A 13,516-nucleotide genomic window follows, 5' to 3' on the forward strand; every position below is an offset into this window, starting at 1 on the left:
TATGAACATCCGCCCCGCCGCCACCCTGGTTCTGACCCGTGATACCGATAACGGTATTGAAGTCCTGCTTCTGCAACGCACCTGGGATGCGGTGTTTCTGCCGGGTTATTACGTGTTCCCGGGGGGTGCGGTGAATGCGCAGGAGCCTGAGGGGCGGGCTCATGTGGTGGGTGTGGAGGATGCCGACATCAGTCAGACCATGAGTCTGGATGAAGGCGGGGCGGATTACATGCTGGCGGCGGTTCGGGAGTGTTTTGAAGAGGCGGGGATTCTGCTGGCTCAGGATGCATCCGGTCAGTTGATTGGCGCCGATCACGGGGTGCACGGTGAGCGTCTGGCGTTGTTTCAGGAGGAGATTTCGCTGGCGCAGTTGTGCGCGAAGCATGGTTTGACGGTGCCGCTGGACCGGTTGGCGTATCTGAGCCACTGGGTGACGCCACCGGGGCCGCCGCGCCGGTTTGATACCCGGTTTTTTGTGGCCGTGGCGCCGGAGGGCCAGGTGGCGAGCCATGATGGTACGGAAACTATTGATCACGTCTGGATTGCGCCGGCTCAGGCGCTTGAGGAACATCGGGCCGGTGCCCGGTTGCTGGGGTTACCGACGATCCGGACCCTGCGGGTACTGAGTGAGTTCGGCACGACCGGCGAGCTGATGCGTTATGCCCACGCCAATCCCCCGGCGGCGTTTCCGGATCAGCCCTGGCCGGCAGTGCGCAAGGGCAAGCCGGTGATGCTGGAACCCAACGCTCCGGCCTATGACGAGGCAGTCAAGCTGGACCCGGAAGGTGAAGGGTCAACCCGTGCGGAGATTGTTCCCGGGGAGCCGGTGGAGGTTGCCGCCGGGGTGGTGCGGCTGACCGCGCCGAACCCCGGGATGATGACCGGCCCGGGCACCAACACCTATATTCTCGGCCATGAGCGCTTTACGGTGCTGGATCCGGGCCCGGCGAACGAGGCGCATATCGAGCGAATTCTGGAGTTTACCGGTGGTGTGGTGGATCAGGTGGTGGTTACCCATACCCACATGGACCACTCCCCAGCGGTGGTCCAACTCAAGGCCCGCACCGGTTGCCGGGTATTTGGCTGGCCAGCGCCGGAGGGCGCGGGGCAGGATTCGAGCTTCACACCGGATGATCAACCCGGGCACGGCGATCTGATTGTGACCGAAGCGGGCATCCTGAAGGTTTTGCATACCCCGGGCCACGCCTCGAACCACCTGTGTTATCTGTTGCTGGATCAGGAATTACTGTTTTCCGGGGATCACATCATGCAGGGGTCCACGGTGGTGATTAACCCGCCGGACGGCGATATGAAGGCCTACATTGATTCCATGTACGATCTGCTGGCCGAGCCGGTGCGCTTTATCGCACCGGCCCATGGTTTTCTGATGGGCCAGCCTGCGGCGGTGATGGATTACCTGATTACCCACCGGCTGTCCCGGGAACACAAGGTGTGGCGAGCTCTGGAGGCGCTGGCACCGGTCAGTCTGAAAGACCTGACCGCCAGGGCCTATGACGATGTCCCGGCCGCCATTCACGGACTGGCAGCCCGCTCAGCGCTGGCGCACCTGCTGAAGCTGGAAGCCGAGCACCGGGCGTTTGCCGACGACGGGCTCTGGCACGTGGTCGCGCCAAACTGAGCCTACTTCTTGGCGATCACCCACACCGCATGCACGATGCCCGGAATGTAACCCAGGATGGTCAGCAGGATGTTGATCCAGAAATGCTTGCCGATACCAACCTGTAAAAAGACGCCTAACGGCGGTAACAGAATTGCAACCAGAATTCGCAAAAGATCCATTCAGTTCTCTCCTTGACGGGCGTAAAACAGTCATATCACTGCAAGATAGCAGTGATATGACATTTCACCATATCGAACCGTGTAAATTCGGCCCGGTTTCATGAAAGAGGCATTAAACCTCTGTCACAGCCGTATTCATGATCGAGACTCGTCCCTATCCTTGGGGCCACATCGTCAGGTAGTTGAGGACTTATGCTGCGAGCAAGGCTCAGATATTCCATCACTAGCGCACTCACATCATCACTCCTGGTTTTGGCGACGCCCGCCGTGCTGGCCGAGGCAGTCAGTTCCAAGGCAGACGCCACCGCCCTGTTGGTGGCCGATCTGGCGGAAGATGAAAACGTTGAGGATGTTGAGCACTCGGAACCACGCCGGGGCTCTGCCCAGGCCCGCGCCCAGGCTGAGACAACCAGCGAACAGAGCAGCCCGCAGGACCCCCCGGTGGAGGCACCGGAGGCAGCCAACAAGCCCCGTGAAATTGCACCCAATATCGACCTGAAAGAAGTGGCCCCGCTGCCGGAGCCGGAGCCCGAGGCAAGCGATTCCGGGGATTCTGCCGCGCAGCCGGAACCTCAGGCAGAAACACAACCTGAGACGGTCGATGCGACCGGTAGCAACACCCCGGCTTCCCCGGACGATATTGCCGAGAAGGAGCCGGAACCGGCAGCACCCGTGCCCGCAGAGAGTTTCACACTGCTGGGCAAGGAAATTCTACCCGGTACTGCGACACGACTGGCCTGGTCGCCAGGCATTCAGATTGCCGGGTTGTCCCAGATTACCCCGGTACTGGTGGTCAATGGCGTTAACCAGGGCCCGACCCTGTGCCTGACCGGCGCGGTTCATGGTGACGAGCTCAACGGCATCGAGATTGTCCGTCGCAGCATGTACGACCTGAACCCGGAAAAACTCAGTGGCCGGGTTATCGGCGTGCCCATCGTGAACCTCACCGGCTTTCAGCAGGGCAGCCGCTATCTGCCGGATCGTCGCGACCTGAACCGGCATTTCCCGGGCAGCCCGGGCGGCACACTGGCAGACCGCGTTGCCCATTCCCTGTTTACCAACGTTATCCGGCACTGCGACATGCTGGTGGATATTCACACCGGGTCACTCAAGCGCACCAACCTGCCGCAACTCCGGGCCGACATGAACAATCCCGATGTCGCCGAATTCACCCGGGGCTTTGACCGGATGGCCGTGGTTCACAGTTCCGGTTCACCCGGTATGTTGCGTACCGCGGCTACCGAAGCAGGAATCCGCACCGTGACACTGGAGGCGGGTGAATCCCTGCGCATCCAGGAACACCAGATCGAAGCGGGGGTAAACAGCCTCAATAGTCTGATGGAAAAGCACGGCATGATTTCCCGCATGTTTGTCTGGGGCGATCCGGAGCCGGTGTATTACGACTCTACCTGGATCCGGGCCCAGCATGGCGGCATCCTGTTCAGCGAGATCAAGCTGGGAGCGACGGTATCCGAGGGCGAGGTACTGGGTTATGTCGCCGATCCAATCACCAACGAACAGCATCCGATTCGAGCCACCTCAGACGGCCGGGTGATCGGCATGGCGGTGGATCAGGTGGTGATGGCAGGGTTTGCCGCCTACCACATAGGTACGGAGGCACAAGTACCCGGAGAGTAGTATGCTAGGCGTTTTCCATGGGCGCGGAACCAGCAGGAGACGGTTTGTCTGACCTGAACGCCACAACGCAAAACTCCCGGCAAACCCTGGCCTACGTCGGTCTGGTGCTGACACCGCTGTTCTGGGCCGGCAACGCCGTGGTGGCCCGGGGCACGGTCGAGCACATTCCGCCCTTGTCCATGTCGTTCTGGCGCTGGGTACTGGCGCTGGCCATTATCCTGCCGTTCGGCTTACCCGGCATCTGGCGCCACCGGCAGATCATTCGTCAGCGCCTCGGGTCCATGATTGCACTGGCCACCTTCAGCGTTGCCGCCTTCAATTCCCTGCTCTACGTCGCGGCCATGACCACGACAGCCACCAACATCGCGCTGATCAACGCCACTATCCCGATTTTTGTCGCGCTGCTGGCCTGGCTGTTGTTGGGTGACCGGACCCGCCTGATTCAGATACTGGGCATTGCCATGGCCCTGGCCGGCATTCTGTGCGTGATTGCCCGGGGAGATGTGTCGGTGCTGACTGGTCTGCAGGCCCAGCCCGGAGACCTGGTAATGGTGGCGGCGGTGTTCAGCTGGGGCCTGTTCTCGGTACTGCTGCGCCGGCAGGCGGTGCCACTGCCGGCACTGACCTTCCTCACCACGCAGATCCTGCTGGGCACCCTGATTCTCGCGCCGGTTTACCTGCTGGACTTTCTGTTTTTCAGCGGCGGCTTTGCCCTGTCACAAAGTACCGCCCTTCCTCTGATCTATTTTGCGATTTTTCCGGGCATTCTCGCCTACGCCTTCTGGAATCATGGCGTACACAGTATTGGCCCTGCCCGGGCTGCCATTTTCATGTACCTTACGCCGGTTTATGCCTCTGTGCTTGCGGTGGTTTTCCTCGGGGAAAGCCTCAGCCTGTTTCATCTGGCGGGTGGACTGCTGATACTCGGAGGCCTGATACTGGCGACCCGAACCGGCCGGCGTCTGTCCCGCCCGCCTGTCACTGCACTGGATAAAGGAGAGCTGAATGACTAGGCAAACCGCCGCTGCATATTCCTGGCCGGCCATCATTACCCTGATGCTGGCCGCTCTTTCCCTGAACGTCGCGGCAGCCCCCTGCGACCCGGATGAGTCCAAATGGGCGCCATCCCGCTACTACCCGGCCGGAGCGGTAGTGCACCATGACGGCGAGTGGTACCAGTCCCGGGAGCTACACCAGGGCCTGGAGCCGGGTATTACCTTCGACTGGAAACAGCTTGATTCTGCACCCGAATGCTCCGGCGAGGCAGCGCCCCCGGCCCCGATCGACAAGTCCGATGTAGAAACCGGGCGAACTGCGCAGACAGGCACGGTCACCGGAAGCCCGGATTCACCAGCCTCGGAATCGTCCAGTGACAACGAACTGTGCGAGCAGCCCGACCAGTGGCTGTTCTCGGAGAGCTACACCGTGGGCAGCGAAGCCAGCCATGGCGGCAAGATCTGGAAGGCGATCCGCCCGACCAGCGGCGATATGCCCGGGATGAATACGCCGCCGCACTGGCAGCTGGTTGAAGATCACTGCTCCCTGGAAAATCAGCTGCCCTGAAGGGCCGCCTCAATACGGTCGAGAATCTGCGCCAGTACCGCTCTCGGGCAGCCGATGTTCAGCCGCATGAAACCGCTGCCCTGGCTGCCGAAACTTAGCCCCGGATTGAGGCCAACCCCCGCCCGTTGCACGAAGAAGCGTTTCAGGGCGGTGTCGTCCAGCTGCAGGCCCCGGCAATCGAGCCAGATCAGGTAGGTGCCTTCCGGCGCCGCGGTTCGGATGCCCGTGAGTCGGCGGTCAACCTCCTGCACCACGAAATCGCGATTGCCCTTCAGATAGGCCATCAGATCATCCCGCCAGGGACCGCCATGGCGATAGCCTGCCTCGAACCCGGCGATACTGAACGGGTTGCACTGGGGCAGGTGCAGCCTTTCAAACACCGCTTTCATGGCCTTGCGGCGCTCCGGATCCGGAATCACCAGGGCCGACAGGCCCAGCCCCGGCATATTGAAGGTCTTGCTCGGCGCAACCGCCGTTATCAGCGCATCATCCCCTTCGGCCAGGGTCGCCAACACCCGATGAGCAGGCTTGTCTGGATAGGTAAGATCGCAGTGAATCTCGTCCGACAGCACCACCAGGCCATGACGGCGCGCGATGTCCAGCACCTGAACCAGTTCCGCCTCGCGCCAGACCCGTCCCACCGGATTATGGGGCGAACACAGCAGCAATACCTTGGCCTCCGGCCGGGCGGCGCATTGCTCCAAATGCTCCAGATCCATGCGGTAGTCACCGGTTTCGTCTGCCATCAACGGATTTTCAATCACGGTCCGGCCGGTATCCCTGACCGAGCTGAAAAACGGCGGGTACACCGGCGGCTGTATAATCACGCCCTCTCCGGGTTGGGCAAAGGCCAGGCAGGCAGCGTTGAGGGACGGCACCACCCCGGGTGCCATGACAATCCAGTCTCGCTGGATGCCCCAGCCATGACGGCTTTCAAACCACTGGATCATGGCCTCATAAAGGCTGTCCGGGAAAAGGGTATAGCCATATACCGGATGCTGCGCCCGCTCGGTCAGAGCACGGGTGACCGCTTCCGGGGCCGGGAAGTCCATATCGGCGACCCACGCCGGTATCACATCGTCACGGCCGAATACTGCCTTGCGGGCGTCGAACTTGACCGAACAGGTGTGCTCTCTGGCGATGGGCTGATCGAAAACGCTGCCATTCATGGGGGCTCCGCTTGCTGTCTCCGTGAAAACGCTATTGTGGTGGCCCGGTGCCGCCGTCGCAACCGACGCTTTGGCTCCGGCTTTGGTCGAAGAGCCATGAATTTCGCTTGCCCAATCCACCCGATGCTTGCGAACCTAACGGATTAGTCACCTGCGTTGACCAAAAACAATAATCGGAGCCCTTCCATGATTGGCCAGATTCTTTCCACCATGCTGCCGGTATTCCTGATTGCCGGCAGCGGCGCCTTGTACGGGCGCTACCGGACACCGGATATTCAGGGCCTGAACGTGCTCAACATGGAATTGTTCGTGCCCATGCTGGTGTTTGCGGTACTGGCAGACCAGCAGGCACCCTTGCAGGAATACGGTTGGCTGGCGCTGGCCGCCACGGTGGTGGTTCTGGGGTCCGGTGTGATTCTGTATCCGGTGGCCAAGCTGCTGAAGTTGAACCTGAAAACCTTCCTGCCACCGATGATGTTCAACAACTCCGGCAACATGGGCATTCCAATTCTGGTGCTGGCATTCGGGGATGCGGCGCTGCCTGCGGCCATCGTGCTGTTCATCGTGGAAATGCTGCTGCACTTCTCGGTAGGCCTGTACATGCTGGACCCCCACACCTCCATTATCCGCCGGCTACGGTTGCCCATCGTTTTCGCCAGCATCGCCGGCCTGGCGGTGAACCTCAGTGGTATCCCGCTGCCGGGTTGGCTGCTGGAAACCCTGAACATGCTTGGCGGTGTGTGCATTCCACTGATGCTGTTTGCCCTGGGCGTCCGCATGCTGGATGTCGATTTCAGTGACTGGAAACTGGGGCTGATCGGCGCCATCGCCTGCCCGCTCTCCGGACTCATTCTGGCCTGGCCAATGATTGCCCTGCTGGATCTGCCGGGGCTGCAGGTTGCCAGCCTTTGGGTCTTTGCCGCCCTGCCACCGGCCGTACTGAATTACATGGTGGCCGAACAGTATCAGCAGGAACCCCACGCGGTGGCCTCTCTGGTGCTGCTGAGCAACCTGGGCAGTCTGGTGGTAATGCCCATTGTGCTGGGCTTGGTATTCGCGGCGGGCTACGTGTAAGCTTCTCCGCAATCCGGAGAGTTGATCAATGTCAGAAACCCTTGCGGTGGTCCGCGCGTCCCGCCCGAACTTTTTACTGCTTGCCCCGTTGTGTGCCGGCCTGGGCCTGGCCGTCGCCTGGCAACAGGGCCAGGCGCCCGAACTTTTACACACCTTTCTGGTTTTCCTTGGCGCCGTACTTGCCCATGCGGCGGTGAATCTGCTGAACGAATACGACGATTTTCGCTCCGGCCTCGACATGATCACCGAGCGCACCCCGTTCTCCGGTGGCAGCGGCGCCCTGCCCGAGGTGCCGTCTGCAGCCCGGCGCGTGCTCTGGGCAGGTCTGGGCACACTCGCGGTGGTGGTTACCATCGGTCTGTATTTTCTCTGGCTGCGGGGTCTGCCTCTGCTGGTGCTCGGAGCGGCCGGTGTGGTGCTGGTGCTCACCTATACCCGCTGGATTACCCGCTCCCCACTGCTGTGCCTGCTGGCACCGGGCATGGGGTTTGGTCCCATCATGGTGCTGGGCACCGTTATCGCGCTTGGGGCAAGCATCGATACCACCGCCCTGCTGGTGTCTCTGGTGGCGCTCTTGATGGTCAGTGAGCTGTTGCTGATCAACCAGATACCGGATGCAGAGGCCGATCGAGCGATTGGCCGGCGCCATTTGGTTATTACCCTTGGCCCCGAAAAAGCCGCCCATCTGGTGGCTGGCCTGTTGCTTGCCAGCTATGGCGTCATCGTGGCCGGTGTGGTCAGTGGCCACCTCGATATGACCGGACTTATCGCCCTGGCGCCGCTACCGGCAGCCCTCTGGATCAGCCTTCGACTGCCTCGGGTACTGGCGACGCCAGACCAGCTCAACCGGGTGCTTGGCGCCAACGTGGCGGTACTGCTGTCCACACTGGCGCTGCTGGTAACCGGGCTCAGCCTTTGAGCCTGAACCGCTGGGGCTCCGTAAAGAATCTGTAAATCAAGAATTCGATTCTCCCACGGGCTTTTACCTCGCTAACCGCTTGCAACTGACTGAACTTTGACCGATGGTAAGAATCAAATCTGTCTGATTTCATTCATGATATGGAGGTCTGCCCATGAGCGTTCTGCTCCTCGTTCTCAGTGCCCTGGTACTGATTTACTTCAGTATCGGTGGCAAAACTGCCGCCCTCATCATGTCCGTCGCTACCCTGATTGGTGTCGCCCAGGACGACTGGCACATTCTGAGTTTTCTGATCGGCGGCATCCTGCTGGCTTTGGCACTGATCGTAACCCTCCCTGGCGACCTGCGCCTGGATAAACTCAGCCGGCCACTGCTGGGCTGGGTTCGCAGTCGCTTACCAAAACTGTCTCCCACCGAACAGGAAGCGCTCAATTCCGGCTCAGTCGACTGGGACGGTGAGCTGTTTTCCGGCCAGCCTGAGTGGAACAAGCTGCTGGATGCCGCGCCCGCCCACCTGACCAGTGAAGAACAGGCGTTTCTTGATGGCCCGGTGGAAGAGCTGTGCAAGATGCTGGACGACTGGCAGATCACCCACGAACACTACGATCTGCCAGACAAAGTGTGGAAGTTCATTCGCAGCAAGGGCTTCTTTGGCCTGGTGATTCCCAAAGAAGACGGCGGCCTGGGTTTTTCCAACACAGCCCATTCCGAAATCGTCATGAAGATCTCCACCCGCAGCGTGTCTGCGGCGGTGACCGTGATGGTGCCCAACTCCCTCGGTCCTGGCGAACTGCTGATGCATTACGGCACCGAAGAGCAGAAACAGCACTACCTGCCCCGCTTGGCCGGGGGTGAGGAAATCCCCTGCTTTGCCCTGACCTCCCCGGTCGCCGGCTCCGATGCCGGCGCAATTCCGGACAAAGGTATCGTCTGCAAGGGCGAATGGAACGGCAAGGAAGTGCTGGGCCTGAAAGTGACCTGGAACAAGCGCTACATCACCCTGGCGCCGGTCGCTACGCTGATCGGCCTCGCCATCAAGGTTTACGACCCCGAGCACCTGCTTGGCGAGCAGGACGAGATCGGTGTCACCTGTGTGATGGTGCCGCGGGATACCGACGGCGTAAATGCCGGTGCCCGCCACCTGCCCATGAACACGGTCTTCATGAACGGCCCAACCTGGGGCACCGAAGTATTCATCCCCATGGAACAGGTGATTGGCGGCCAGGACATGCTCGGCAAGGGCTGGAAAATGCTGCTGGAATGCCTGTCCATCGGCCGATCCATCTCCCTGCCCGCTCTGGGCACCGGCGCGGGCAAACTGGCCAGCCTGGCGACCGGTTCCTACGCCTACACCCGGGAGCAGTTCGGCCGCTCCATCAGCCAGTTTGAAGGCGTACAGGAAGCCCTGGAACCGATTGCCGGCTACACTTACATGATGGACGCCGCCCGCCTGCTGACCGCCGGCATGCTGGACCGGGGGGTGCGCCCGTCGGTACCTTCCGCGGTGCTGAAATACCGCAACACCGATCTGATGCGGGAAGTGATCAACCACGCCATGGACGTGGTCGCCGGCCGGGGTGTGATCACCGGTCCCCGCAACTTCCTGGCCCGGGCCTACCAGGCCGTGCCCATCGGCATTACCGTCGAAGGCGCCAATATCCTGACCCGGAGCCTGATGGTCTTCGGCCAGGGTGCCATCCGCTGCCACCCCTTTATTGTTGAGGAAATCGAAGCGGCGGGCATGGAAGACCAGGATCAAGCCGCGAAGAAGTTCGACGGCATCTTCTACCGCCACCTGGCCCACACCACCCGCAATGCCCTGCGTGCATTCGTTCTGGGCCTGAGTAAAGGCTGGCTGGAAAGCGCACCCCGCCAGGGTGACATCCAGAAATACTACCGCCAGCTGGGCCGTTTCTCGGCCGCCTTTGCTCTGATGACCGACGTGACCCTGCTCACCGTCGGCGGTGGCCTGAAAGCTCGCCAGCGGCTGTCTGGCCGCATGGCCGACTGCCTGGTGCAGCTCTATTACGCCACCGCCGTGATCAAGCAATGGCATGAGGAAGGCTATCCGGACGACCAACGGGACCTGGTGGAATGGTGCCTACAAACCTGCCTGCACGACCTGCAGGACTCCATGAGAGAAGCCATCATCAACTTCCCGGTACCCGCCCTGCGCTGGCCGCTGCGGCTGATGGTCTTCCCGCTCGGCGCTACAGGCCTGAACGGCCCGGATGACAAGCTCGGTGCAAAAGTGGCGGCCACCATCGTGAAAGACACGCCTGTGCGCCAGCGCATCAGCCGGGGAACCTTCATCAATGCCGATCCCAGCGACCCGCTCGGACGCGTCCTCAATGCTTACCGACTGGCGAACGAAACCGAGGAATCCCGCCACAAACTGCACGAAGCGATCCGCAGCCGGGACGAAGACGAAGTGGATGGCATCGCCCTGCTGATGGGCCACCAACGCAAGGAACTGGTGGACTGGGCCTGTGCCCAGGGCATTGTCAAAGCAGAGGAGTGCCCGAAACTGGAAGAAGCCCTGACGGCACTCTATGACGTCATCCGCGTAGACGCCTTTGATGCCGGCGGATTGAAATCCCTCGCCAAAAGCGCCAAAGGCAAGCGCAAGGTGGTGGAGCGGCCATCCAAAGGCTGAGCTTCGCCACCCTCCCGTTGAGGGGCGGTCACTCGCCCCTCAAGCCACCCCGAATCGCCTCATCCACCAACCACCGGCGCAGCGTCTGAATCCCGCGCTCCCGCCGGCGGCTGGTCTTCCAGGCAAAGTAGAACTTGTCACCGGTTACCACCGAATGCGTCGGCAACCGCACGAAATCTTCAGAATCCTTCCGCGTACTCAGCATGTAGTCATTGGTCAGAGCAATCCCCTGATGAAACCGCGCCGCCTCAAGCGCCAACAGCATGTGGCTGAAGTGCTGCACGCGAGTACCCATGGGCATCAATTCACCTACCGCGCTGTACCAGGCCTCCCAGTCTCCGGCCGGTCGGTCGAAAATGCTGTGAGTGGATAGCAGCGGAAACCCCGCCATCTCACCCGGCGACACCGGTTGCTCATCCCGCCGCTCCGGCTCCACATCCCGGCCCAGTTCCCGGCGCATACGTTGCCAGTAATCCTGACTACAGACCGGAAACAGCCGCTCCTCGTACAGCAAATCGTAACTGTAGGCCCGGGAATCCCGGTGAATGGTGATGAAACAATCCGCCACCCGATCCGACAACACCGGGTTCTCGCTACTCATCTCCAGCGCCAGATCAATCTGCGGATGCAGCCGCTGCAAATCCGGCAACCGGGGCACCAGCCAGCGCACGGCGAACGAACTGAACACCGACAACCGCAACCGACTCTCCTCATGCCCCAGCAACTGCTCACTGGCCCGCTCAATCTGAAGCAGAGCCGAACCAATGGCATCGAAATACTGCCGCCCCTCATCGGTCAACGTCACCCGACGACCGGAGCGCCAGAACAACCGCTCGCCCAGATAGGTTTCCAGCTGTTTGATCTGATGGCTGACCGCGCTCTGGGTGATGGCCAGTTCTTCAGAGGCCGCTGAAAAACTGTTCAGCCGGGCGGCGGCTTCAAATACTGGGAGAGCTTTTAGAGGTGGGAGTCTCATCGTTGCTTTTTATCTAATTTTCTAATGAATGGGGAATATTGATCATTTTATCGGATAGTTAAGCACGCCTAGAATCCACATCCAAGGTCAGGGGGTGTGTCGGCGGACTTGCTTCCGAAAATGTTCGTAGCCATGGATGGCGGAGACAAGCGTACAGGGATGTACTAGCAGCGGTTTTCGGAAGCAAGTCCGCCGACACACCCGTGCACTCAAGTTAGCGGATTTCAGGAAAAGGAGCACCACAGTGTCAGGCAAAACCGTCAACAGCGCCATTCTGCTGCTGGTCATCGGCAACGCCATGGCCATACTCTCAGACGTCTTCATCAAGCTCCTGGACCCCGGTGCCCCCGTCTTCCAGTTCGCCTTCCTGCGCTGCGTCCTCACCCTGGCGTTCCTGCTCCCGCTCGCCCGCAAACTCGACCGCAACAACCTCTTCGGCGGCCTGAAAATCCACGCCATCCGCGCCCACATCCACCTGGTCGGTATCGTCTGCATGGTGGTGGCCCTCACCAACCTGCCACTGGCCACCGCCAACGCCCTGTTCTACGCCGCGCCCATCCTGGTGATGGTGCTGTCCGCCGTATTCTTCAGCGAAAAACTGACCCCGCTCAGTGTGACTGCTGTGTTCAGCGGCTTTGCCGGCATCATCGTCATCCTGCGCCCGGTGGACTTCAACTGGGCCGTCATCGCCGCCCTGGGCTCTGCCTTCGCCCTGGCCATCAACGCCGTCATGGTGCGCCAGCTACCCAAGGAGCAAACCACCGTCCACAAACTGTTTCTGAACTACCTGCTGATCGTCCCGGCGGCCGCCGCCCTGGCACTCTGGGAAGGCGCTGCCTGGAACCCGCAAATCCTGATCAGCGCCGCCGGTTCCGCCCTGTTCATCCTGGGCTACAACATCACCGTGTTGCTGGCCTACCGGCAGGTAGATGCCAACCAGGTTACCAGCGCCGAATACACCGGGCTGATCTGGGCGGTCGCCATTGGCTGGATCTGGTTTGGTGAGGTGCCAGACCTGTGGTTCCTGGCGGGCAGCCTGATGATCGTCGTGCCGCTGGTACTGATTGGCCTGCGGCACCGGAAACGGTCACCCGCCCGTGGCTTCAACCCGGCCGAGCAGGCAACAACTCAAGGGGTTGGCAATTCGTCAGCCCGGAGACAGGCCTCGATGGCAAAGGTGTGTGAACAATCATCGCCCAGCTGACGCAGCGAATCTGCCAGCCTGAGCAAATACTCCGAATTGGGGCCGCTAGGCCCCGTCGCCAGGGCAATCTGGCGCGCAATGTCCGCTTCCGGTGCCTCGCCCAGAAAGGCCTCATTGTCTTCCGTGGCGATGTACACCAGCCCCTCGGCATGGCTGCCATCGTCAAAGGTCATGGTGGTACTGAAGCGCAGATAGCCGTTCTTTTCCCGCACATCCAGGTACTCGAAGACGTTGGGTGACACCCGGTAGGCCACGCCCCTGCATACGGCACCGGGCTGCTCAATCAGCGTGACCACCCGCCCGGGCGCTTCGGGGGTGCCACGGTGATCATGAGAACCCTGCCAGAACCGCCGAGCCCAACCGCGAATGGCTGCCGGGCGTTGCTCCAGGAACGGGAAATCCACTTTGTAGATCAGCGAGCCATAGCCAAAGAGCCAGATGGCCTCGATGCCATCAAAATTGAACCGGCTGCGATTATGCTCAATGGTGTTCGCGGGCATGATTCATCCCATCCAGA

General features: G+C 61.1%; 12 protein-coding genes. 8 read left to right on the forward strand and 4 right to left on the reverse strand.

Annotation, left to right across the window (positions count from 1 at the left end):
- The first annotated feature begins 1 nt into the window (after position 1).
- A complete protein-coding gene (locus tag JIF53_RS04455) occupies positions 2-1,639 on the forward strand; it encodes an MBL fold metallo-hydrolase (RefSeq protein WP_199451911.1) in 1,638 nt (545 codons plus the stop codon).
- Between the two features lie 2 nt (positions 1,640-1,641).
- Here JIF53_RS04455 and JIF53_RS04460 read toward each other — a convergent pair whose 3' ends face one another.
- Positions 1,642-1,800 carry a YqaE/Pmp3 family membrane protein gene (locus JIF53_RS04460; protein ID WP_014423048.1) on the reverse strand — a complete coding sequence of 53 codons (159 nt, stop codon included), beginning with the start codon at positions 1,798-1,800 and terminating at the stop codon, positions 1,642-1,644.
- Between the two features lie 192 nt (positions 1,801-1,992).
- Between JIF53_RS04460 and JIF53_RS04465 the strand changes: the two genes are divergently transcribed.
- Genes JIF53_RS04465 through JIF53_RS04475 form a run of 3 tightly spaced genes read left to right on the forward strand, consistent with a single transcriptional unit; the run spans position 1,993 to position 5,001 of the window.
- Positions 1,993-3,438, forward strand: coding sequence for a succinylglutamate desuccinylase/aspartoacylase family protein (locus JIF53_RS04465; RefSeq protein ID WP_199451912.1), 1,446 nt, complete (start codon positions 1,993-1,995; stop codon positions 3,436-3,438).
- Positions 3,439-3,455: 17 nt separating this feature from the next.
- Entirely contained in the window at positions 3,456-4,451 is a 996-nt protein-coding gene (locus JIF53_RS04470; protein ID WP_199451913.1) for a DMT family transporter, read from the forward strand.
- Positions 4,444-5,001, forward strand: coding sequence for a carbohydrate-binding protein (locus tag JIF53_RS04475; RefSeq protein WP_153739638.1), 558 nt, complete (start codon positions 4,444-4,446; stop codon positions 4,999-5,001). Before JIF53_RS04470 ends, JIF53_RS04475 begins: the two co-directional genes overlap by 8 nt.
- On the opposite strand, the gene JIF53_RS04480 is transcribed toward JIF53_RS04475, so the two are convergent.
- Positions 4,989-6,170 (reverse strand): MalY/PatB family protein, encoded by a 1,182-nt coding sequence (locus JIF53_RS04480; RefSeq protein WP_199451914.1) that lies wholly within the window; start codon positions 6,168-6,170, stop codon positions 4,989-4,991. The two genes, JIF53_RS04475 and JIF53_RS04480, sit on opposite strands and share 13 nt — an antisense overlap.
- 186 nt (positions 6,171-6,356) lie before the next feature.
- Here JIF53_RS04480 and JIF53_RS04485 point away from each other — a divergent pair, with 186 nt between their 5' ends.
- From JIF53_RS04485 to JIF53_RS04495, 3 genes are all read left to right on the forward strand, one after another.
- A complete protein-coding gene (locus JIF53_RS04485) occupies positions 6,357-7,244 on the forward strand; it encodes an AEC family transporter (protein ID WP_199451915.1) in 888 nt (295 codons plus the stop codon).
- Positions 7,245-7,272: 28 nt separating this feature from the next.
- Positions 7,273-8,163 (forward strand): prenyltransferase, encoded by an 891-nt coding sequence (locus JIF53_RS04490; RefSeq protein ID WP_199451916.1) that lies wholly within the window; start codon positions 7,273-7,275, stop codon positions 8,161-8,163.
- Between the two features lie 154 nt (positions 8,164-8,317).
- Positions 8,318-10,819, forward strand: coding sequence for an acyl-CoA dehydrogenase (locus JIF53_RS04495; RefSeq protein WP_199451917.1), 2,502 nt, complete (start codon positions 8,318-8,320; stop codon positions 10,817-10,819).
- A 28-nt stretch (positions 10,820-10,847) separates the two neighbouring features.
- On the opposite strand, the gene JIF53_RS04500 is transcribed toward JIF53_RS04495, so the two are convergent.
- Complete coding sequence (locus tag JIF53_RS04500; protein WP_199451918.1) at positions 10,848-11,795, reverse strand: LysR family transcriptional regulator; 948 nt, start codon at positions 11,793-11,795, stop codon at positions 10,848-10,850.
- A 244-nt stretch (positions 11,796-12,039) separates the two neighbouring features.
- Between JIF53_RS04500 and JIF53_RS04505 the strand changes: the two genes are divergently transcribed.
- Positions 12,040-12,999, forward strand: a complete 960-nt coding sequence (locus JIF53_RS04505; protein ID WP_199451919.1) for a DMT family transporter — start codon at positions 12,040-12,042, stop codon at positions 12,997-12,999.
- Here the strand turns inward: JIF53_RS04505 and JIF53_RS04510 are convergent.
- Entirely contained in the window at positions 12,924-13,499 is a 576-nt protein-coding gene (locus JIF53_RS04510; protein ID WP_199451920.1) for a gamma-glutamylcyclotransferase, read from the reverse strand. The genes JIF53_RS04505 and JIF53_RS04510 overlap by 76 nt on opposite strands.
- Positions 13,500-13,516: the final 17 nt, after the last annotated feature.

Source organism: Marinobacter sp. bablab_jr008 (assembly GCF_016464145.1).
In the GTDB taxonomy this organism is placed as follows: Bacteria; Pseudomonadota; Gammaproteobacteria; order Pseudomonadales; family Oleiphilaceae; genus Marinobacter; species Marinobacter nauticus.

Coding starts and splice junctions, on each gene's coding strand:
- JIF53_RS04455 (WP_199451911.1), top strand. CDS start 2: ATGAACATCCGCCCCGCCGCCACCCTGGTTCTGACCCGTGATACCGAT.
- JIF53_RS04460 (WP_014423048.1), bottom strand. CDS start 1,800: ATGGATCTTTTGCGAATTCTGGTTGCAATTCTGTTACCGCCGTTAGGC.
- JIF53_RS04465 (WP_199451912.1), top strand. CDS start 1,993: ATGCTGCGAGCAAGGCTCAGATATTCCATCACTAGCGCACTCACATCA.
- JIF53_RS04470 (WP_199451913.1), top strand. CDS start 3,456: ATGGGCGCGGAACCAGCAGGAGACGGTTTGTCTGACCTGAACGCCACA.
- JIF53_RS04475 (WP_153739638.1), top strand. CDS start 4,444: ATGACTAGGCAAACCGCCGCTGCATATTCCTGGCCGGCCATCATTACC.
- JIF53_RS04480 (WP_199451914.1), bottom strand. CDS start 6,170: ATGAATGGCAGCGTTTTCGATCAGCCCATCGCCAGAGAGCACACCTGT.
- JIF53_RS04485 (WP_199451915.1), top strand. CDS start 6,357: ATGATTGGCCAGATTCTTTCCACCATGCTGCCGGTATTCCTGATTGCC.
- JIF53_RS04490 (WP_199451916.1), top strand. CDS start 7,273: ATGTCAGAAACCCTTGCGGTGGTCCGCGCGTCCCGCCCGAACTTTTTA.
- JIF53_RS04495 (WP_199451917.1), top strand. CDS start 8,318: ATGAGCGTTCTGCTCCTCGTTCTCAGTGCCCTGGTACTGATTTACTTC.
- JIF53_RS04500 (WP_199451918.1), bottom strand. CDS start 11,795: ATGAGACTCCCACCTCTAAAAGCTCTCCCAGTATTTGAAGCCGCCGCC.
- JIF53_RS04510 (WP_199451920.1), bottom strand. CDS start 13,499: ATGCCCGCGAACACCATTGAGCATAATCGCAGCCGGTTCAATTTTGAT.